Genomic DNA, 20,792 nt, shown 5'->3' with positions numbered 1-20,792 from the left:
ATGTTAAGTATTAAAGATTTACAGGTTAGCGTGGAAGACAAAGAGATCCTGCGTGGTCTCAATTTTGACGTCAAACCGGGTGAAGTCCACGCCATTATGGGGCCCAATGGCTCCGGGAAAAGTACGCTCTCCGCGACGCTGGCAGGACGCGAAGATTACGAAGTGACCCACGGGTCGGTCGAGTTTAACGGCAAAGATTTGCTGGAGATGTCGGTGGAAGAGCGGGCCGGTGAAGGTATCTTTATGGCCTTCCAGTATCCGGTGGAGATCCCGGGGGTGAGTAACCAGTTCTTTCTGCAAACGGCGCTGAACGCGGTACGTAAATATCGCGGACTGGAAGCGCTGGACCGCTTTGATTTCCAGGACCTGATGGAAGAGAAGATTAAGTTGCTGAAAATGCCGGAAGACCTGCTGACCCGCTCGGTCAACGTCGGTTTTTCAGGCGGTGAGAAAAAGCGTAACGACATTCTGCAGATGGCGGTCCTTGAGCCTGAACTGTGCATTCTGGATGAAACCGACTCCGGTCTGGATATCGATGCCCTGAAGATTGTCGCCGACGGGGTGAACTCCCTGCGCGACGACAAGCGCGCGTTCATCATCGTCACTCACTACCAGCGTATTCTGGATTACATCAAGCCGGATTACGTCCATGTGCTTTACCAGGGGCGTATTGTGAAATCCGGTGATTTCACGCTGGTTAAACAACTGGAGGAGCAGGGTTATGGCTGGCTTACCGAACAGCAGTAATGCGCTCCAGCAGTGGCACCGTCTGTTTGAAGCGCAGGGCAATACGCGCTCGGAACAGGCGCAACAGCACCTGCAGCAGATGCTGCGTCTCGGTTTGCCGTCACGCAAGCAGGAGAACTGGAAATACACGCCGCTTGATGGCCTGCTGAACGGCGAGTTTGTCACCCGCCTGGCAGACATCAGCCCGGCGCAGCGCGATGCCCTGGCATTGACCGTGGATGCCGTGCGTCTGGTCTTCGTTGATGGTCAGTTCCGCCCTGAGCTGAGTGACAGCACCCAGGACAGCGGGTTTGAGATTGCCATTAACGATGACCGTCAGAGCCTGAGCACCCCGGTACAGCCCGAGGTCTTCCTGCATCTCACCGAGAGCCTGGCGCGGAGCGTGACGCATATTCGCGTTAAGCGTAACCAGCGTCCGGTAAAACCGCTGCTGCTGATGCATATCACTCAGGGAGCAGACGGCGACGAGATCAACACTGCTCACTACCGCCACCATCTTGAGCTGGCGGAAGGGGCGGAGGCCACGGTGATTGAGCATTACGTCAGCCTCAACGAGGCCCGGCACTTTACCGGGGCGCGTTTGACAATGCATGTTGCCGCCAATGCCCAGCTTCACCATATCAAACTGGCGTTTGAAAACCCGCAGAGCCACCACTTTGCGCATAATGACATGCTGCTTGGACAAGATGCCGCGGCATACAGCCACAGCTTTTTGCTCGGCGGCGCGGTACTGCGCCACAACACCAGCACGCAGCTTAACGGCGAGAATACAACGCTTCGCATCAACAGTCTGGCGATGCCGGTTAAAACGCAAGTGTGCGATACACGTACCTGGCTTGAGCACAACAAAGGCTACTGTAACAGTCGCCAGCTGCACAAAACCATTGTCAGCGACAAAGGGCGAGCGGTGTTTAACGGCCTGATTAACGTGGCGCAGCACGCGATTAAAACCGACGGGCAGATGACCAACAACAACCTGCTGTTGGGACGCCTGGCGGAAGTGGACACCAAACCACAGCTTGAAATCTATGCTGATGACGTGAAGTGCAGCCATGGCGCGACGGTCGGGCGAATTGATGACGAACAGATGTTCTATTTACGCTCCCGCGGTATCGACCAGCAGGCGGCGCAGCAAATGATTATCTATGCGTTTGCCGCTGAATTGACGGAAGCGCTGCACGATGGCCTGTTAAAACAGCAGGTGCTGACCCGTATCGGGCAGCGTCTGCCTGGAGGCGAAGCATGAGTTTTCCCGTAGAGAAAGTACGGGCAGATTTTCCGGTTCTGACCCGTGAAGTGAACGGTCTGCCCCTGGCGTATCTGGACAGTGCGGCCAGCGCGCAGAAACCGAATCAGGTGATCGAAGCGGAAGCGGAATTCTACCGCCACGGTTATGCCGCCGTGCACCGGGGGATCCACACCCTGAGTGCGGAGGCGACCCAGCGTATGGAAAATGTGCGTACCCAAATCGCCGCTTTCCTCAATGCACGCTCGCCAGAGGAACTGGTGTTTGTGCGTGGTACCACCGAGGGGATCAACCTTGTTGCCAACAGCTGGGGCAACGCGCAGGTCCACGCGGGGGATAACATCATCATCACCCAGATGGAGCACCATGCCAATATCGTGCCGTGGCAGATGCTCTGTGAGCGTGTCGGTGCGCAACTGAGGGTGATCCCATTGAACGTTGATGGCACCCTGCAGCTTGAGCAACTTGACGCGTTGCTGGATGCGCGTACGCGGCTGGTGGCCGTGACCCAGGTTTCTAACGTGCTGGGAACCGAGAACCCGGTGGCAGCGATTATTGAGAAAGCCCACCAGGCTGGCGCGAAGGTGCTGATTGATGGTGCGCAGGCGGTCATGCACCACGCGGTCGACGTCCAGGCGCTGGACTGCGATTTCTACGTCTTCTCCGGGCACAAGCTCTATGGGCCGACCGGGATTGGCGTGCTGTACGTGAAAGAAGATATTCTGCAGGCGATGCCACCGTGGGAAGGGGGCGGCTCGATGATCGCGACCGTCAGTCTCTCAGAGGGGACCACCTACGCACGCGCACCGTGGCGCTTTGAAGCTGGCACGCCGAATACCGGCGGGATTATCGGGCTGGGGGCGGCCATCGCCTATGTCACGTCTGTTGGCCTTGACGCGATTCAGGAGTACGAACAACTGCTGATGCACTACGCGCTGCAGGAGCTTGCCAGCGTACCGGCGCTGACCCTGTACGGCCCGGCGGACCGCCAGGGGGTAATTGCGTTCAATCTCGGTAAACACCATGCATACGATGTGGGCAGTTTCCTCGATAATTACGGCGTGGCCGTTCGCACCGGACACCACTGTGCTATGCCGTTGATGGCGTTTTACCAGGTGCCGGCGATGTGCCGCGCATCGCTGGTGATGTACAACACAACGGAAGAGGTCGACAGGCTGGTGGCGGGGCTTAAACGCATTCACCAGTTGCTGGGCTAACGGAGAGGCGAAAGATGGCAGATCTGCCGGATAAAGAAAAATTACTGCGTAACTTCGGGCGTTGCGCAAACTGGGAAGAGAAGTACCTCTATATCATTGAACTGGGCCAGCGTTTACCGCCGCTCAGCGAAGAGGCACACAACCCGGAAAATATTATTCAGGGCTGTCAGAGCCAGGTCTGGATTGTGATGGATCAGACGCGCGACGGCGTGATCGAATTACAGGGCGACAGCGATGCCGCTATTGTGAAAGGGCTTATTGCGGTGGTATTTATTCTCTATCACCAGATGTCAGCGCAGGATATTGTCGCTTTTGATGTCCGCCCGTGGTTTGAAAAAATGGCCCTGACCCAACACCTCACCCCGTCCCGTTCCCAGGGGCTGGAAGCGATGATTCGCGCCATCCGCGCCAAAGCTGCAATCCTTAGCTAGACTTACAGAACAGCATTCATTCTGTTTCGCGAGGTGGTTCCCGCCTCGCTGGTTTTTCAGCTTTCTGGCATCCGGCCAGTGAATAAGGAATCTCAGCATGAAGCGCGCGTCTCTAATAACTCTATTACTCCTGGGTTCGCTCGGTGCTCTTAATTCGGCCCGCGCGATGGATTACCCGTTGCCGCCCGCAGGCAGCCGTCTGATTGGGCAAAATCAAACCTACACGATACAGGAAGGGGATAATAAACTTCAGACCATCGCTCGCCGGTTTAATACTGCAGCGCAGCTTATCCTTGAAGCCAATAATACCATTGCGCCGGTAAACCCTGCGCCGGGGACGGTGATCACGATCCCTTCGCAGATGCTGTTGCCCGACACGCCCCGTGAGGGGATTGTCGTGAACCTGGCGGAGCTGCGGCTTTACTACTTCCCGCCGGGCGAAAACATCGTTCAGGTTTTCCCTCTCGGCATTGGGCAACTAGGACTTGAAACGCCGGTCACCACCACCCGGGTCAGCCAGAAGATCCCTAATCCTACCTGGACCCCAACACCGGGCATCAGAGCGCGCTCTCTGGAGCAGGGTATTAAATTACCGCCCGTGGTCCCGGCCGGGCCAAATAACCCGCTAGGACGCTTTGCATTGCGTTTAGGCGTGGGTCACGGGGAATACCTGATCCACGGCACCAGCGCACCGGACAGCGTCGGCCTGCGGGTCAGCTCCGGCTGTATGCGCATGAACGCGCCGGATATTAAAGCGCTGTTTGAGCAGGTGCGGGTCGGCACGCGGGTGCAAATCATTAATGAGCCGGTGAAGTTCTCCGTCGAGCCTGACGGTAAACGCTATATTGAAGTGCATCGTCCGCTGGCGCAGGTTGAGGGTGAAAACCCCCAGATGACACCCATTTCGCATTCCGCAGACTTTGCGACGTTTGTCTCGCAGTCAGGAAGTGATAAAGCGCTTATCGATAAAGCCTTGTCACGCCGCGCGGGGATCCCGGTAGCCGTGTCGGCCGATAACGGCGCGTCAGCGCGTCAGAACGTGTTGTCAGTACAGAACAGTCGGACATCCGCTGCGGTCGCGGAAGATGACGGTGAGAAGGTGACGCAGTAGGAGTTTGACGCAGACAAAAAAAATGGCGCACAATGTGCGCCATTTTATTAACAGGTACTATTACTTACGGTATTTAGTAGCCTGGTTGTCCAGACGCTGGTTAGCGCGAGCTGCGTCGTCTTTAGCAGCCTGAACGTCGGAACGCATTGCGTTCACGTCGTTGCTCAGCTGGTCAACTTTAGCGTTCAGAGTCTGAACGTCAGAAGACAGCTGATCGATTTTAGCGTTGCTGGAGCAACCAGCCAGCAGAGTAGAACCCAGGATTACCGCGCCCAGTACCAGTTTAGTACGATTCATTATTAATACCCTCTAGATTGAGTTAATCTCCATGTAGCGTTACAAGTATTACACAAAGTTTTTTAGGTTGAGAATATTTTTTTGATGGGAATACGCCTATTTTTGATCGTTCGCTCAAAGAAGCATCGAATCGGCCCTTTTTTGGCAAAAAGCTCTGTAAAAAAAGGCATTTTTCATCGGATTCATCTTAGATAATTCGCAATTAAATAGAGAAACCCGATTTGCTTTTTGAATGACTTTGGCTAATGCATGAAATAAAAAAAGCGTCCCGGAGGACGCTTTTTATGAAAATTAATTCGTTCGGGAATTATTACAGCACGTGAACAGATGCTGTGTTGGTGGTTCCGCTTGGTACCAGCGCACCAGAAACCATGACCACAACGTCGCCTTTCTGTGCCAGGCCGCTTTCCAGCGCCAGCGCTTTACCCTGAATGTAGAAATCGTCGGTAGACGCGATTTCTTTCACCAGATGCGCAACCACGCCTTTGCTCAGCACCAGCTGACGGGCAGTGGTTTCGTTGGTGGTCAGCGCCAGGATCGTCGCGTCCGGGAAGTATTTACGGACTGCGCGAGCAGATTTACCGCCCTGGGTGGCAACCACAATCAGAGGCGCTTCCAGTTTCTCAGCGGTTTCTACCGCACCGCGGCAGACTGCTTCGGTAATACGCAGTTTGCGGCTGTCGTTGTTGAAGTCCAGACGGCTGGTCATCACGCGGTCAGTACGTTCGCAAATGGTCGCCATAATGCCAACGGCTTCCAGCGGGTATTTACCTTTCGCGGATTCGCCGGACAGCATGACTGCATCGGTACCGTCGAGGATGGCGTTAGCCACGTCGCCAGCTTCTGCGCGGGTTGGGCGTGGGTTTTTGATCATGGAATCCAGCATCTGCGTTGCGGTGATAACCACTTTACGCGCGCGAACACACTTCTCGATCATCATCTTCTGCGCGAAGATAACTTCTTCAACCGGGATTTCAACACCCAGGTCACCACGTGCAACCATGATGCCGTCTGACGCTTCGAGGATTTCGTCGAAGTTGTTCAGGCCTTCCTGGTTTTCGATTTTGGAGATGATCTGGATCTTCTCGCCGCCGTGCGCTTTCAGGTGCTCACGGATTTCAACCACGTCGGAACGTTTACGGATGAAGGATGCCGCAACGAAGTCGACCCCTTGCTCGCAACCGAAGATCAGGTCTTGTTTGTCTTTTTCAGCCAGGGCTGGCAGCGCGATGGAAACGCCTGGCAGGTTAACGCCTTTGTTTTCACCCAGGTCGCCGTTGTTCAGCACTTTACAGATAACCTTGTTACCTTCGATGGCGGTCACTTCCATGCCGATCAGACCATCGTCTACCAGCACGGTGTTGCCAACGGACAGGTCGCTGGTGAAACCTTCATAGGTGACCGCAACGATTTCGTTGTTACCGACAACAGTCTTGTCAGTGGTGAAGGTGAAGGTCTGGCCCGCTTTCAGAGAGACGTCGTTACCGCCTTCCAGTTTGATGGTGCGGATTTCTGGACCTTTGGTATCCAGCAGGATGGCTGCTTTTTTACCGGTCTTGCTCATCACGTTGCGCAAGTTCTGAATACGCTGACCGTGTTCAGCATAGTCACCGTGGGAGAAGTTCAGACGCATAACGTTCATGCCGGCGTCCAGCATTTTGCTCAGCATCTCTTCAGATTCGGTTTTCGGGCCGATAGTACAAACAATTTTCGTCTTTTTCATGACAGTCTTAGTCTTTAAGTTGGGAAGGATATGGAAATCTCGCTCCGGGGGCGCACCGCCGCGGAGTCAAACCTGTGTTGCAAAAGAGTATATGACACGCACTAAGGATAGGAGACATCAAATGAGCGTGCAGAAGAAAGTGTGCCTGAGTGACAGCCCAACGAAGGAGAGGAGTAGTTGTACGTTGTTTTTTGTATTCCAAGCGCTGAAACCATTCACCAGGGATTAGGCGCGCATTATACGCTGATTTTAAGATAAAAGGAAAATGAAAACAGCGTTTCAAAAATAATCTGTGCAGATCCACATGAGATTGTTATCAAGGCGTTAAGGTTAGATGACATCTTATCGCGGCAGGTGCGTGACCTGCCGCATTTTGCTTAGTTTTTCAGCGCCTGGCTGAGGTCGGCAATCAGGTCTTTGGCATCTTCAATGCCCACGGACAGGCGAATCAGCTGCGGTACGATGCCGTTGGCCAGCCGCTGCTCAAGCGGAATCGAAGCGTGAGTCATGCTGTAAGGCTGGCTGACCAGACTTTCCACGCCACCCAGGCTTTCGGCGAGGGTGAATAATTTCAGTGCGCGGATCACCTCTGTGGCCCGTTGCGCATCGCCTTTCACCACCAGAGAAATCATGCCGCCCGGCAGCGCCATCTGCGTGCGGGCAAGCGAATATTGCGGGTGTGATTCCAGCCCCGGATAAAATACCTTTTCGACCTGCGGTTGTTGCTCCAGCCATTGCGCAATGGCCAGCGCGTTGGTGCTGTGTTTTTCTACCCGCAGCGACAGCGTACGAATACCGCGCAGCGTCAGGAAGCTGCTAAACGGATCCAGTACACCGCCGACTGCGTTCTGCAGGTAGGCAAGCTTGTCCGCCAGCGCGGCGTTATCCCCCACAACTGCCAGTCCGGCGACCACGTCCGAGTGACCATTCAGGTATTTGGTGGCAGAGTGCACGACGATGTCGAAACCCGTTTCCAGCGGGCGATGGATGACGGGCGACGCGAAGGTATTATCGGCCACGCTGATGACGTGATGACGACGGGCGATGTCGGCGATAGCCGCCAGATCCGCCAGTTTAAGCAACGGATTGGTTGGCGTTTCAACCCATACCATTCGCGTATCCGGCCGGATGGCGGCTTCAAGACCGGCCAAATCGTCCGGCTTGACCCAGCTCACCTGCAGGCCGGTGCTACGTTTACGCACATTTTCAATCAGGCGCCAGGTCCCGCCGTAGACATCGTCAATGGCGACGATATGGCTGTCTTTATCCAGCAGTTCAAGCACGGTAGAGATGGCGGCGAGGCCGGAAGCGAAGGCATAGCCGCGGGTCCCGCCTTCCAGTTCGGCGATGGCGGTTTCCAGCGCATGGCGGGTCGGGTTGCCGCTGCGCGAATATTCATAGCCGGTGTGCTCGCCGGGTGACGGTTGCGCAAACGTGGAGGTGGCGTAAATCGGGGGCATGACCGCGCCATGCCGATCGTTAAACTCACCGCTGTGTACGCTCAGGGTTGCCAGATTTTTCATCATGTATTCCTTTATTGCTGAAGACGGTTGCGCCAGGCGGTAAGAACATCGCTGCGCGTAATCAGGCCCAGGAAGCGGTCATTGTCATTAATGACCGCCACCAGACCGCGATCGAAAATGGCGTTCAGGGCGCTTTCCGGGGCGTTTTTATCGAGGAACTCCACCTGACGGGTCATTGCCGCGGTCACGGGAAGCGAGAAGCGGTCGCCATCGCCACCGATATGGCGCAGAAGATCCCACTCGTCGATGATGCCCACGACCTGACCGTTCTTCAGGACCGGCAGCTGGGAGATGTCATACAAACGCATCCGCGCCAGTACGGTGGAGAGGGTGTCATCCGGCGCGGCGGTGACGGTTGCGCCTTCATCGTGGCGCAGGGCAATGTAGTCGGAGAGATCGCCAGCCTGCGGCCGGGAGATCAAACCCTGCTGGCGCATCCAGTCATCGTTGAACATCTTTGAGAGATATTTGTTGCCACTGTCGCAGGCGAAGGTCACAACCCGTTTCGGGGTGGTCTGTGCCTGGCAATATTTCAGCGCAGCCGCCAGCAGGGTGCCGCTGGAGGAGCCTGCCAGGATGCCTTCCGTTTTCAGCAGCTCGCGGGCGGTGGTGAAAGCCTCGCGATCGGTGATGCGCCAGGCACGATTCACCCCTTCGATGTGTGCCAGCGGAGGAATAAAGTCTTCACCAATCCCCTCAACCAGCCACGAGCCCGCATCCTGATAGCGTCCCGTTTCTACCTGATCGGCCAGGACCGAACCGGCCGGGTCGGCCAGCACAAATTCAGTCTGCGGTGAGTGCTCAGCGAACCACGCCTGTAGCCCACCCAGCGTCCCGCCAGACCCCACGCCGACGACGATGGCGTCAATCTTACCGTCAAGCTGTTCATACAGTTCAGGCGCGGTGGTAGTGCGGTGCGCCAGCGGGTTGGCTTCGTTATTAAACTGATCGATGTAATACGCCCCCGGCAGTTCATTCGCCAGACGTTGCGCGTAATCCTGATAGTAGGCAGGGTGGCCCTTATTGACATCGGAGCGGGTCAGTACCACCTGCGCGCCCAGTGCCCGCAGGTGGAAAATTTTCTCGCGGCTCATTTTGTCTGGCACCACCAGGATCAGTGAATAGCCCTTCTGCGCGGCGATCAAGGCCAGGCCAAGACCGGTATTTCCCGCCGTCGCCTCAATAATGGTACCGCCTGGCTGGAGCTGGCCGTTACGCTCCGCTTCGTTAATCATCGACAGTGCAACGCGGTCTTTAATCGAACCGCCCGGGTTCTGGTTTTCCAGCTTCAGAAACAACGAGCAGAGACCGGTATGAAGCTTATGCAGCTGGATAAGCGGGGTGTGGCCAATCAGTTCGGTGACGGAGTGGTAAATCGTCATGGTGTTTTCCTTTCAGGAGGTCATGACAGGATGATAGGGCGGGCAAATTAACCCCTTAAAGAATCCTTCACTCCGTTTTAGAACAGAAAAGAATATAAATGCCGTTTTTGGATGGAGGGATAGCAAGACGTAAAGTGCTCTGGATGTGAGGATGGCTATATCAGTCAAAAATGCTGCAAAATTAACCGTTTTCATCAGGTGATAAATTGCTGATATGCACATGGCAGATAATCATTTCTGAAATTGGTCTAAATGCCTGCCGGCGCGAAAATCGCTATTTATTCCTGCAAGTTATAACAAATTCCTTTTTGTTCATTTAAAAGGTGATAACGCCTGTTTACTATCATTTGGACATCCATACTGCTAAACCGCCATGCGCGGGACGGATTACACATAAGAATGATTGTACTCAGCAATATTTCGAAGGTTTTTGACAACGGGAAGGTTGCACTCACAGCCGTTGATAACGTCAATTTGACGATAGAGCAGGGGCAGATATACGGCATTATCGGTTACAGCGGCGCGGGTAAAAGTACTCTTATTCGTTTGCTGAATGGACTGGAAAAACCCACTCGCGGCAGCGTGACCATCAACGGACAGGACATTTCTGCCGCAAAGGGCGAAGCACTGCGCCAGGCGCGTCTGAAGATCAGCATGGTCTTCCAGCACTTCAATCTGCTTTGGTCGCGCACGGTGAGTGAGAATATTGCGTTCTCAATGCAAATCGCCGGTGTGCCAAAAGCCAACATTAAGGCTCGCGTGGCCGAACTGGTCGATCTCGTTGGGCTGAAGGGACGCGAGAACGCCTATCCCTCGCAGCTGAGTGGCGGGCAAAAACAGCGTGTGGGGATTGCGCGTGCATTGGCCAATAACCCCGACGTATTGCTTTGCGATGAAGCCACGTCAGCCCTCGACCCGCAGACCACCGATCAGATCCTCGATCTGCTGCTGGACATTAACCGCCGCTTCAGGCTGACCATTGTGCTGATCACGCACGAGATGCACGTGGTGCGCAAAATTTGCGACCGCGTGGCGGTGATGGAGAACGGCAAAGTGGTGGAAGAGGGGGAGGTGCTGAGCGTCTTTACCCGTCCGCAGCAGCCTATCACTCAGCAGTTCGTCCGCCAGGTGAGCCAGTATGCCGAGGAAGAGACGTTTAATACGGAGCTGGCAGCGGACCTTGAAGGTAGCGTCATCAGGTTGACCTTTACGGGCCACAGCACCCATAAGCCGATCGTGGGCGAGCTGACTCTGCGCTACGGCCTGCCATTTAACATTCTGCACGGAAAAATGACCCAAACGGCCCACGGCGTATTTGGGCAACTCTGGGTACACGTCGTGGCATCGGATGAACAACTGAGCAATATCCTCGCCGACCTGAAGCACAGCGATATTGAAGGCGAGGTAATTAAACATGGCTGAGACGCTTTTTCCTCATCTGAAGTGGGAGCAACTCTGGGCGGCGACGCTGGAAACGCTGTACATGACTGCCCTTTCCGGCGTGGCAACCTTTGTTCTTGGGATCGTCCTTGGCCTGGCGCTGTTTTTAACCGCGCGCGGCGGGTTGTTCCACAACCGCGCGGTCTACAGCGTGATTTCAATTGTGGTGAACGTGTTTCGTTCTATCCCGTTCATCATTCTGATTGTGCTGTTGATCCCGTTCACGAAAACCCTTGTCGGCACCATTCTTGGCGCCAACGCGGCGCTGCCGGCTCTGATTGTCGGTGCGGCACCGTTCTACGCACGCCTGGTCGAAATTGCCCTGCGTGAAGTGGACAAGGGGGTTATTGAAGCCACGCGCTCAATGGGCGCACGGCTGAGCACCCTGGTGTTTCGGGTTTTACTGCCGGAGTCATCACCTGCACTGGTATCAGGTATTACGGTAACGCTGATTGCGCTGGTGAGTTACAGCGCCATGGCGGGGGTGATTGGCGCAGGCGGTTTGGGAAATCTGGCTTATCTGGAAGGATTCCAGCGCAACCATGGCGACGTCACGCTGGTGGCGACGGTGACCATTCTGATCATCGTTTTCATTATCCAGTTCTGCGGCGACGTCCTGACCTCACTGTTAGATAAACGATAATCTCTAATAACACACAGGAACCATCATCATGAAAAAAACACTGACACTGATCGCCGCAGCAACCCTGAGCGCCCTGAGCTTTACCACGTGGGCTGATACCCTGACCGTGGGGGCATCCAACACGCCGCACGCCGAAATTCTGGAGCAGGCGAAGCCTATCCTGGCGAAGCAGGGTATCGATCTGGAGATCAAACCTTTCCAGGACTACATTCTGCCCAACACCGCGCTGGCGGGTCATGATATTGACGCTAACTATTTCCAGCATATTCCTTACCTGAACAGCGTGCTGAAAGATCACGCCGGTGATAAGGATTATGATTTTGTCAGCGCGGGCGCGATCCACATCGAGCCAATCGGGATCTATTCCAAAAAATACAAATCCCTGAAAGATCTGCCGCAGGGCGGCAAAATCATCATGCGTGATGCTGTGTCTGAAGAGGGCCGCATTCTCTCTATCTTCGAAAAAGAGGGGGTGATCAAACTGAAGCCGGGCATCGACAAAGTGACCGCGCGTATCAGCGATATCGTGGAAAACCCGAAAAAACTGCAGTTTACGCCTAACGTGGAAGCCTCTCTGCTGCCACAGATGTACAACAATGACGAAGGTGACGCGGTCGTAATTAATGCTAACTACGCGATTGATGCGGGCCTTGATCCTGTACATGACCCGATTGCGGTAGAGAGTGGTGAAAATAACCCGTATGCCAACATCATTACCGTGCATCGTGGTGACGAGAAGAAGAAAGATATCGTCGCGCTGGTGAACGTTCTGCACTCCAAAGCGATCCAGGACTGGATCCGTACCAAATACAAAGGCGCAGTGATCCCGGTAAACAACTAATTTATTGATTTTACGAATGAAGCCCGGCGGGACTCTCGCCGGGCTTCTTTTTTGTATCCGGGCGATGAATCATTTAAGCTGAGAGTTTAGGGCAATGGAGTGATGACGATGGGTAATGTGACCAAAGACGAAGCGCTGTATCAGGAGATGTGTCGGGTGGTCGGGAAGGTCGTTCTGGAGATGCGTGATTTGGGGCAGGAGCCGAAGCATATTGTCATTGCGGGGGTGCTGCGTACGGCGCTGGCGAACCAGCGCGTAAAACGTAGCGAGTTAACCACCCAGGCGATGGAAACCGTGGTCAAAGCGCTGGCCGGTTGAAGCGCCAGCGTTTCGCAAGCTGCTCAAGGGAGCAGCAGAGCAGGTAATAGACCACACCCGTAAAGATAAAAATGGCTGCCGGGTAAATTTGCACCCGGTTGTTCACCTGGCCGGCCACCGTGGTGAGCTCAGGGACATTCACAATAAACGCCAGCGACGTATCCTTCAGCAGGCTGATAAAAATCCCCACCAGTGACGGCAGAATATTGCGTAGCGCCTGCGGTAGCAGCACGCGCGACAGTGTTTGCCGGGTACTGAAACCCTGAGACAGGGCGGCCTCGTACTGCCCTGACGGTAAGGCGCTGAGTCCGGCCAGTACTGAATGCATAACCGAGGCCGCGGTAAACCAGGCCAGGGCCAGCGTGACGGTGAGCGCCCCTGGGAGATCGCCGCCGGTGATGAGCGGCAGCAGATACCACATCCAGAAAATCACAAAGATTAGCGGGATCCCGCGAATTAATTCCGCCCATACAAAGAGCGCCTTGCGCACAAGCCCCGTAAAACGCCAGGCCAGGCACGCGAGAGCAATTCCACCGGGCAGGGCGAGAGCCGCCGCGCCCAGCGCCATCAGCAATGAGAGCAAGACCCCGCCAGGCTCCCCAACTGCCGCACGTCCCCAGAGCAGGTAATCCAGGTTATCGGTAATGACATTAAGTCCGGCAAGCATGGTTTCCCCTCCCTGATATTGGGCCGAGGCGCACCAGCACCGCCCCCATCAGCATACCGGTAAGCAGGTACAGGACGGTGCCGACGGTAAACGCCTCCAGCGCATGGGCGTTGTAGCTTTCAATCTGTCTCACCTGATAGGTCAGTTCGGCAAAGCCAATACCGCTGGCGAGCGATGAGAGTTTCATCAGATTGAGATACTGCCCGACAACGGGTTGCCAGGCGTTGGCCAGCCCTTGCGGCAGAAGGATGTAACGAAATAAGCGCCACGCGGAAAACCCCTGTGCGAGCGCCGCTTCCCGTTGCCCGGCAGGAACTGAACGTAGTCCCGATGCCACTTCCTCAATCAAGAAAGCCGAGGTGAATACGCCTAACCCCCATGCAGAGCATAAAAACTCAGGGGTAAACCACCAGACGTCACCGGGTAAAACGGACCAGCGGTGATCCGCATTCACGGCATCCCGGAACGCCTGCGGTAACCCGTTCCAGGCGGCAAAATACCAGAACAGCAGTTGCACCAGCAGCGGCGTATTGCGAAACAGCGACACCCAGCTACTGACGACCGCGTTCCCGACACGTCCACCCGTCAGGCGCAGAAGCAGAAAAAGCAGCGCGAGCAGGGTTGCCAGCAGCATCCCCGCGAGCGTCACCCACAAGGTGGTGAGAAATCCGGATACGATCCACTGCAGGGGCTGTCCGGTCAGCACGCCCTGCCAGTCAAGTGTGGGCATTAGAGATGCTCCTGATGCAGCGGGTTCAGGACTTTTTGCAGGAATCGCTGAGCGCGTGGGTGCGACGGTTGCCTGAAAAATTGCTCCGGTGGCGCGGTTTCAAGAACGTGCCCGGCGTCGATAAACACAATCCGGTCGGCAATTTCCCGGGCAAATTGCATCTCATGCGTCACCACAATCATGGTGATCCCGCTGTGCGCAAGCGCCTTCATCACGAACAGCACTTCGCCAATCATCTCCGGGTCAAGCGCGGAGGTTGGCTCATCGAACAGAATGATTTGCGGTGAAGAGGCCAGTGCGCGGGCAATCGCCACGCGCTGTTGCTGACCGCCGGAAAGTTCGGCAGGGAAATGGTGTGCTTTTTCCAGCATCCCCACTTTTTCCAGCAGTGCCAGCGCCCGCGCCTGAGCTGGCTGGGCCTTCCAGCCGTGAACATGCTCCAGCGCCAGCGTGATGTTTTGACTGGCGGTGAGGTGGGCGTAAAGATTGAACTGCTGAAACACAAACCCAACGCGGCTGCGCAACTGACGCAGCGCGGTACCGGAGAGCCGTCCGGTGGGTTTGTTATCGATCAGGATCTCGCCACCGCTCAGGGTTTCAAGCTGATTGATAAGCCGGATCAGGGTAGATTTACCGGAACCCGAAGGCCCGAGAATGGCCACCACTTCACCTGGCGTGATGGTGAGGTTAATGCCCTTTAAGACCTGATGGTTACCGTAATGTTTCTGCACATCGCGAAACTCGACGCTGGCGTGTTCCAGATGTGAAAAATCCGCGGCACCGGCCGCGGAGTGTGAAAAAAGCGCTGAGAGCATATTACTGAGCTTCTATTTTAAAGGCACGAGGCTGTGGGGAGGGGGTATCCGGACCGAACCAGACGTCATAGATTTTTGCCGCCTGACCGTTCTTCTCAAGGTTAACAAGCTCGTCGTTGACGGCTTTCAGCAGTGCGGTTTCGCCTTTTTTTACCCCCACGCCAATCTCTTCTTTGCTGAGCAGATCGGGCAGGATTTTGAAGTTCGCCTTGTCCGGCGCCTGCGCCAGCAGACCGGCCAGAATCGTACTGTCCTGAGTGATAGCCTGCACGTTACCGTTGCGCAGGGCCGTCAGCGCCAGCGGAATATCGTCATAAGAGAGCACGCGGGCGTGCGGGAAACGCTGGTGCAGCGCCTGTTCACCCGTTGTGCCTTTTACCGCGCCAATGCGCGCCCGGCTATAGGCATCAAGCGTATCGGCAGCTTTTACCGGTACCAGGAACTGTTGGCCGGTCACGAAATAGGGAAGGGAGAAATCAACCACCTGCGCCCGTTCCGGGGTAATGGTGATATCTGCCACAATCAAATCCGCCTTACCGGACTGCAGGAGGGGAATGCGGTTAGCCGGGTTGGTGGCGACCAGTTCAAGCTTCACGCCAAGTGCACTGGCAAGCGCTTTGGCGAAATCGACGTCGTAGCCGACAATCTCATGGGTCTTTGCATCGATGGAGCCAAACGGCGGATTGGCATCAAAGGTGGCAACTTTGACCACACCTGCGGCTTTAATATCCGCCAGTTGATCGGCCTGCACCTGCATCGAGAACAGACCGCCTGCCGCCAGTAAGCCCAGCACCAGTGTCCTTTTTTTAAACCCTTTCGTGTTTGCTGCCATAGTGATTGTTCATCCCGTTGTTTTTGTTTTACCCCGTTACGCTCCCATAAGCGAAAGCTCTCGCCAAATAAGAAATCGTTCTTTGCTATTAGCAAAAAAGCATTAGTGAACAAGGTGTTAATGGTGAGTAAAAGAATGGAGGGCTATTTGCAAATCCTGCACATCGACAGTGGATTTTGGTATTTCCTCTGTGCGGGTGTTGGGTGTTTAACTTAGGGCAAGTGAAGCGAAAGGGGGAAAGACGATGAAAAAGTGGATAAACACGTTACGGCGGTTTTTTGCGACCCGATCAGCGAATGCGGAGAACAGCGCGCAACGTGTTCTTGAGTCCGTACTGCCTGTCGCCAGCCTGTATGGCGTAGACGTTGCCAACATTGATCCGGAGTGGTTCCATGATAAAACGTCACGCTGAACTGCGCCGCACGCGCGAAATGTACTGGAATGAGCTGTGCGAAATTTTGTTCTGACAACGGTTAACTGCTAATGTCGGCAGGATGAATCTCCTGACCCGTTAACGGAATGAATAACACTCTTTTCAGGCGCACGGTTATTGTCTGGCTGCTGGCGTGCCTCATCAGCGGCGTTTTGCTTTATGCCGAACAGATCCGCCGCCAGTTCTGGGAACGCGATCGTGAGTTTTCGACACGCTATTCCACCCTTAGCGCCGTACTGACGCAAAATGAATCTGTTTTGCCGTTACTCAACGGCGAGGAAGACCTCGCAGCCCTGCGCAAAAAATTCCCGCACATCCTCGCCCTTGAGAAAACCTCAGGCCGTGCGCTGAACGCTGCCCGTGTGGAATCGACCCGCGATTGTCAGTACTGGCTGTATAATCCCTGGCGTCAGATCCGCGTACTTATCGATCTTGCGCCGCTGCTCAGCACCCAACATACCTTTGATGCACTTGCCATTCGCTTCAATGACGCAAATAACGCGCCCCCTGCCGGGGCTTTCTGGCACTGGCAGCGGACCTTCACGCAACCCACACAACCTTTTACCCTTATGGCCACGGCAAAGCCGCACTGGCTGGCCGTCTCCTGGTGGGTATATCCGTTCCTGTTCTTCGGCTGGGCGGTGCTTATCGCCGCGGCCAGCCTGCTGCTCTGGCAACGGCGGCAGCGCCAGCACGCCGAACAGCGCGCACACTATTACCAGCATGCAAGGCTCAACACCCTGGGAGAGATCACCGCTGGGATCGTGCATGAGATTAACCAGCCGCTGACTGCCGTTCAGACCTGGATCCAGGGGGCTCAGCGCCAGCAACTGCAGGCGAATCCGCAGGCCGTATCGCAGGCGCTGGCTGCCGCGCTGGTACAAACCCAGCGTATCAGCGCGCTCTTAACCCGCTTTCGCGAACATGTGGTTCAGGAAAAAGTCACCTTGCGCGATATCGACCTGAAACCGTGCTGGCAGCAGGTGGTCGATCTCCTGGAACATGAACGCCGCTCTGAACATATCGCGGTGAGCCATGCGTTCGCGGCAGGTGCCACGCGGGTTCTGGCAGACCGCCTCTGGCTTGAACAGGTGCTGCATAATCTGCTCAGTAATGCCATTCAGGCCCAGCAAGAGTGCGCGCAAGGGTGGGTAAAAATAACCAGCGAGAAACGGGAAAACTGGATTTATATCACCCTCACCGATGGCGGACCTGGCTTTAGCCCGGAGGCCTTGCAGAACGCCTTTATGCCGTTTTACAGCGGGCGGACGGAGGGAATAGGGCTGGGAATGACGTTAACGGAGTCGTTGATGACGCGCATGAACGGATCAATTACGCTGGGCAATGCGGCCCAGGGCGGGGCGCAGGTCCGGTTACAACTGGCGAGTGGAGAGGTAAATACGCGTGGATAACACAGTCTGGCTGATTGATGACGATGAATCCATCCGTGAGTCGCTGGCCTTCTTACTCTCGGGAATGGGCTGGCAGGTCAATGGGTTTGAAAGCGTGGACGCGTTTACGTCAGCGCACGGTGGGCGCGCGGCGCTCGTCGGCTGTCTGCTGCTGGATATGCGCATGCCGGGAAAAGGCGGGCTGACCTGGCTGGAGGAGGGCAAATGGCCCTGGCCGCTGCTGCCGGTTATCGTCATGACTGGACACGGCACCGTTGATGCCTGCCGCCGCGCCTTTCGCAATGGCGTCTTTGAATTTTTCACCAAGCCGCTGGATGCCGATAAGCTCATTGAAACGGTAGGGCTCGCCTTCGAAGAGAGCCAGAGACGACTGACCCGCTGGCAGGAAACGTCGCGGATTAAAGCGCGTTTCGAACAACTGACGGCGCGTGAGCACGAGGTGCTGGCGGTGCTGATGGAAGGACGCAGCAATAAAGAGGTGGCCCTGCAGTTGACCCTCTCGCCCAGAACGGTTGAAGCGCACCGGGCCGCGGCGTTCGCCAAGCTTGGCGTGACCAGCCTGGTGCAGGCAATCCGCGATTACGACAAATTACAATCCGTATAACTACCAGGATAATTGCGTAATCAACCGAATTACGCCTCATCGCGCGTCTGAGTACGATTGAACGGTATTCAATCATTCGAGGACGTGCGATGAAAAAAGTAATGATGGCAGCCGCGCTTGTCGCCGGTAGCGTAAGCCTGACGGCACAGGCCGACGCGTTGAACCAGAAAAACCTCTCCCTGGCGCAGGCCAACGCGCTGGCGACCTCCGCCATTCAGGCCTGCGTAGCGAAAAACTACCAGGTGACGGTCACCGTGGTGGACCGCGCCGGTGTGGTCAAAGCGGTGCAGCGTACCGACAATGCCGGGCCACACACGGTAAAAGCCAGCGAAATGAAAGCCTATACCGCGCTGAGTGCAAAAAATGCGTCAGGCAAGGTTATGGACGCCGCGCAGAGCAATGCCGGCGCACAAAACATGCGTGATATTCCGGGCTTCCTGCTGCTGGCCGGTGGTCTGCCGGTGAAAGAGGGGGATGAGGTGATTGGCGCAATAGGGATCGGCGGTGCGCCGGGTGGTCATCTGGATGAAGCGTGCGCGCAGGCGGCGATTGACGGGCTGAAGAAATAATATAAAAAAGCACCGGGTTTTCCGGTGCTTTATCATCAGATCTTGCAGGCATCACCGCAGTCGTCATCGGCGATAATCGACTGCGCTTTTTTATCAGCGTCGTCGAGACGTTCCGCGTTACGCTCTTCAGCTTCATCCAGCCCGTTAAAGACCAAGTTTTCGAGATCAATTTCCATATGGCACCTGCTTTGTTCGGTTTTTGATACTGGCACAGTATAGGGCAAAAAGAGCCGGCAATGTACCGCGCAGCACATAACGATAATCCCTGCCATACTCAGTGCTTTATCGCTGAGGAGAGCTCATGATTATACTGTGTAAAACCTGCGGTACCTCTTATGACGCAACGCCGGCGCGATGCCCTGTGTGCGAGGATGAACGCCAGTATGTTCCGGCCAGCGGCCAGGCGTGGAGTGATTTTGCGACGGTGACGGCCACACACAGCAATAAATGGCAGCAGCTGGAGCCGCAGCTGCTCAGTATCAAAACGGTGCCCGCTTTTGCCATCAACCAGCGCGCGCTGCTTCTGCGTACCCCCCACGGCAATATCCTTTGGGATTGCATTGCGAATCTCGACCCGGCAACCAGAACCATCATCACGGCGCTCGGCGGCATCAGCGCGATCGCAATTTCACATCCTCACTACTACACCACGATGCAGGAGTGGGCCGGGGCTTTCGATGCGCCGGTTTACCTGCACGCGAACGATCGCGAGTGGGTTATGCGCGACAGCCCGATGCTCCACTTCTGGCAGGGCGATACGCTGGACATTTTCCCCGCGGTAACGTTATTACGCCTCGGAGGACATTTCGCTGGCGGAACGGTGCTGCACTGGCAGGAGGGTGATGGTGTCTTACTGTCAGGCGATATTCTACAGGTCACGCCGGGCAAAGATGCTGTCTCGTTTATGTGGAGCTATCCGAATATGCTGCCGTTGCCCGCCCGCAGCGTCGAAGACGTGACCGGGCGGCTGGTGGGGAAAAAATTCGCTCGCCTGTACGGCGCTTTTGAAGGGCAAAATATCCTGGCGAATGCAGATGAGATTGTGCAGCGGTCGGGCCAGAAATATATTGCTTGTCTGAAGTAAAGTCCGGTGGGTAAACTTTACTTGTGTGATCCCGATCATACCTAAACTAAAACAGATAAAAGAGAAATTGCTATGCAACATATCATTGAAGGTTTTCTCAGCTTTCAAAAAGAGATTTTCCCGCAACGTAAAGAGCTCTTCCGCAGTTTAGCGTCCAGCCAGAATCCCAAAGCGCTGTTCATCTCATGCTCTGACAGCCGTCTGGTCCCAGAACTGGTCACTCAGCAAGAGCCAGGACAACTCTTTGTCATTCGTAATGCTGGCAACATCGTGCCACCGTTCGGCCCTGAGCCAGGCGGTGTCTCCGCAACGATTGAATACGCGGTTGTTGCGCTGGGCGTGACCGATATTGTTATCTGCGGCCACTCCAACTGTGGGGCCATGAAAGCCATTGCCGACAATGCGGACCTCGAACCTATGCCGGCGGTTTCTCACTGGTTACGCTATTCCGATGCGGCAAAAGCGGTGGTTGAGAAGAAAACCTGGGATAAGCCAATCGATAAAGTGAATGCGATGGTGCAGGAAAACGTGTTTGCGCAGCTGAGCAACATTAAGACTCACCCGTCAGTGGCGGTGGGCCTGCGCAACAACGCCATCCGTCTTCACGGCTGGGTGTATGACATTGAAAGCGGCAAAATCCTTGCACTGGATAAAGAGACGAAAACCTTCGTCTCTTTATCCGATAACCCGCAGGTTTACTTCGAGTAATCCCGCGTTGCAGGGCACG

At 55.4% G+C, this 20,792-nt stretch carries 24 protein-coding genes; 15 read left to right on the top strand and 9 right to left on the bottom strand.

The genetic code is table 11. The features are described from left to right. The 5 genes from sufC (at window position 1) to L466_RS08325 (ending at window position 4,752) form a co-directional block, all read left to right on the top strand. On the top strand, window positions 1-747 hold the full coding sequence (sufC, locus tag L466_RS08305) for a Fe-S cluster assembly ATPase SufC (RefSeq protein WP_032681182.1): 747 nt from the start codon (window positions 1-3) through the stop codon (window positions 745-747). Further along, on the top strand, window positions 722-1,993 hold the full coding sequence (sufD, locus tag L466_RS08310; protein WP_032681181.1) for a Fe-S cluster assembly protein SufD: 1,272 nt from the start codon (window positions 722-724) through the stop codon (window positions 1,991-1,993). Before sufC ends, sufD begins: the two co-directional genes overlap by 26 nt. After that, window positions 1,990-3,210: a cysteine desulfurase SufS gene (gene sufS, locus L466_RS08315; protein WP_032681180.1), complete on the top strand. Its 1,221-nt coding sequence runs from the start codon at window positions 1,990-1,992 to the stop codon at window positions 3,208-3,210. The genes sufD and sufS overlap by 4 nt, the downstream gene beginning before the upstream one ends. 14 nt (window positions 3,211-3,224) lie before the next feature. After that, window positions 3,225-3,641: a cysteine desulfuration protein SufE gene (sufE, locus tag L466_RS08320; protein ID WP_032681178.1), complete on the top strand. Its 417-nt coding sequence runs from the start codon at window positions 3,225-3,227 to the stop codon at window positions 3,639-3,641. Window positions 3,642-3,738: 97 nt separating this feature from the next. Beyond that, window positions 3,739-4,752: a L,D-transpeptidase LdtE gene (locus L466_RS08325; RefSeq protein WP_020884361.1), complete on the top strand. Its 1,014-nt coding sequence runs from the start codon at window positions 3,739-3,741 to the stop codon at window positions 4,750-4,752. A gap of 60 nt (window positions 4,753-4,812) precedes the next feature. On the opposite strand, the gene lpp is transcribed toward L466_RS08325, so the two are convergent. The 4 genes from lpp to L466_RS08345 form a co-directional block, all read right to left on the bottom strand. After that, window positions 4,813-5,049 (bottom strand): murein lipoprotein Lpp, encoded by a 237-nt coding sequence (gene lpp, locus L466_RS08330; protein WP_001082307.1) that lies wholly within the window; start codon window positions 5,047-5,049, stop codon window positions 4,813-4,815. Between the two features lie 310 nt (window positions 5,050-5,359). After that, complete coding sequence (gene pykF, locus L466_RS08335) at window positions 5,360-6,772, bottom strand: pyruvate kinase PykF (protein WP_014169744.1); 1,413 nt, start codon at window positions 6,770-6,772, stop codon at window positions 5,360-5,362. A 377-nt stretch (window positions 6,773-7,149) separates the two neighbouring features. Further along, complete coding sequence (locus L466_RS08340) at window positions 7,150-8,295, bottom strand: trans-sulfuration enzyme family protein (RefSeq protein ID WP_032681177.1); 1,146 nt, start codon at window positions 8,293-8,295, stop codon at window positions 7,150-7,152. A gap of 11 nt (window positions 8,296-8,306) precedes the next feature. Further along, entirely contained in the window at window positions 8,307-9,677 is a 1,371-nt protein-coding gene (locus tag L466_RS08345) for a pyridoxal-phosphate dependent enzyme (RefSeq protein ID WP_032681176.1), read from the bottom strand. A 399-nt stretch (window positions 9,678-10,076) separates the two neighbouring features. On the opposite strand from L466_RS08345, the gene L466_RS08350 reads away from it, so the two are divergent. The 4 genes from L466_RS08350 to fumD all read left to right on the top strand — a co-directional run bounded on the left by L466_RS08350 (window position 10,077) and on the right by fumD (window position 12,919). Further along, window positions 10,077-11,099 (top strand): methionine ABC transporter ATP-binding protein, encoded by a 1,023-nt coding sequence (locus L466_RS08350; RefSeq protein ID WP_020884357.1) that lies wholly within the window; start codon window positions 10,077-10,079, stop codon window positions 11,097-11,099. Continuing rightward, window positions 11,092-11,760: a methionine ABC transporter permease gene (locus L466_RS08355; protein ID WP_025204366.1), complete on the top strand. Its 669-nt coding sequence runs from the start codon at window positions 11,092-11,094 to the stop codon at window positions 11,758-11,760. The genes L466_RS08350 and L466_RS08355 overlap by 8 nt, the downstream gene beginning before the upstream one ends. Before the next feature lie 28 nt (window positions 11,761-11,788). After that, complete coding sequence (locus tag L466_RS08360; RefSeq protein WP_032681175.1) at window positions 11,789-12,601, top strand: MetQ/NlpA family ABC transporter substrate-binding protein; 813 nt, start codon at window positions 11,789-11,791, stop codon at window positions 12,599-12,601. 108 nt (window positions 12,602-12,709) lie between these two features. Continuing rightward, a complete protein-coding gene (gene fumD, locus L466_RS08365) occupies window positions 12,710-12,919 on the top strand; it encodes a fumarate hydratase FumD (RefSeq protein ID WP_014831602.1) in 210 nt (69 codons plus the stop codon). Here fumD and L466_RS08370 read toward each other — a convergent pair. The 4 genes from L466_RS08370 to L466_RS08385 are packed head-to-tail and all read right to left on the bottom strand — an operon-like array spanning window position 12,900 to window position 15,963. After that, the gene (locus tag L466_RS08370) at window positions 12,900-13,586 is read right to left on the bottom strand and encodes an amino acid ABC transporter permease (RefSeq protein ID WP_020884354.1); all 687 of its coding nucleotides are present in this window, start codon (window positions 13,584-13,586) and stop codon (window positions 12,900-12,902) included. The two genes, fumD and L466_RS08370, sit on opposite strands and share 20 nt — an antisense overlap. Beyond that, window positions 13,570-14,316 (bottom strand): amino acid ABC transporter permease, encoded by a 747-nt coding sequence (locus tag L466_RS08375; protein ID WP_032681174.1) that lies wholly within the window; start codon window positions 14,314-14,316, stop codon window positions 13,570-13,572. The genes L466_RS08370 and L466_RS08375 overlap by 17 nt, the downstream gene beginning before the upstream one ends. Beyond that, on the bottom strand, window positions 14,316-15,131 hold the full coding sequence (locus L466_RS08380; RefSeq protein WP_014169754.1) for an amino acid ABC transporter ATP-binding protein: 816 nt from the start codon (window positions 15,129-15,131) through the stop codon (window positions 14,316-14,318). Before L466_RS08380 ends, L466_RS08375 begins: the two co-directional genes overlap by 1 nt. Before the next feature lies 1 nt (window position 15,132). Continuing rightward, window positions 15,133-15,963 carry an ABC transporter substrate-binding protein gene (locus L466_RS08385; RefSeq protein WP_032681173.1) on the bottom strand — a complete coding sequence of 277 codons (831 nt, stop codon included), beginning with the start codon at window positions 15,961-15,963 and terminating at the stop codon, window positions 15,133-15,135. Window positions 15,964-16,207: 244 nt separating this feature from the next. Between L466_RS08385 and L466_RS23830 the strand changes: the two genes are divergently transcribed. The 4 genes from L466_RS23830 to L466_RS08405 all read left to right on the top strand — a co-directional run bounded on the left by L466_RS23830 (window position 16,208) and on the right by L466_RS08405 (window position 18,981). Next, entirely contained in the window at window positions 16,208-16,375 is a 168-nt protein-coding gene (locus L466_RS23830; RefSeq protein WP_032681172.1) for a hypothetical protein, read from the top strand. A 107-nt stretch (window positions 16,376-16,482) separates the two neighbouring features. After that, window positions 16,483-17,808, top strand: a complete 1,326-nt coding sequence (locus L466_RS08395; protein WP_032681171.1) for a sensor histidine kinase — start codon at window positions 16,483-16,485, stop codon at window positions 17,806-17,808. Continuing rightward, complete coding sequence (locus L466_RS08400; RefSeq protein WP_032681170.1) at window positions 17,801-18,412, top strand: response regulator transcription factor; 612 nt, start codon at window positions 17,801-17,803, stop codon at window positions 18,410-18,412. The genes L466_RS08395 and L466_RS08400 overlap by 8 nt, the downstream gene beginning before the upstream one ends. A gap of 89 nt (window positions 18,413-18,501) precedes the next feature. Next, window positions 18,502-18,981: a GlcG/HbpS family heme-binding protein gene (locus tag L466_RS08405; RefSeq protein WP_032681169.1), complete on the top strand. Its 480-nt coding sequence runs from the start codon at window positions 18,502-18,504 to the stop codon at window positions 18,979-18,981. Window positions 18,982-19,016: 35 nt separating this feature from the next. On the opposite strand, the gene L466_RS23695 is transcribed toward L466_RS08405, so the two are convergent. Then, window positions 19,017-19,157 (bottom strand): hypothetical protein, encoded by a 141-nt coding sequence (locus L466_RS23695; RefSeq protein ID WP_020884349.1) that lies wholly within the window; start codon window positions 19,155-19,157, stop codon window positions 19,017-19,019. 125 nt (window positions 19,158-19,282) lie between these two features. Between L466_RS23695 and L466_RS08415 the strand changes: the two genes are divergently transcribed. Both L466_RS08415 and L466_RS08420 read left to right on the top strand, forming a co-directional pair. Further along, on the top strand, window positions 19,283-20,065 hold the full coding sequence (locus L466_RS08415) for an MBL fold metallo-hydrolase (RefSeq protein WP_032681168.1): 783 nt from the start codon (window positions 19,283-19,285) through the stop codon (window positions 20,063-20,065). 72 nt (window positions 20,066-20,137) lie between these two features. After that, window positions 20,138-20,773: a carbonic anhydrase gene (locus tag L466_RS08420; protein ID WP_014169762.1), complete on the top strand. Its 636-nt coding sequence runs from the start codon at window positions 20,138-20,140 to the stop codon at window positions 20,771-20,773. Window positions 20,774-20,792: the final 19 nt, after the last annotated feature.

Source organism: Enterobacter sp. BIDMC 30, from assembly GCF_000534355.1.
GTDB classification, from domain to species: domain Bacteria; phylum Pseudomonadota; class Gammaproteobacteria; order Enterobacterales; family Enterobacteriaceae; genus Enterobacter; species Enterobacter ludwigii.
Note: the sequence above shows the minus strand (reverse complement) of the source record. Positions and strands in the feature narration are given on the sequence as shown.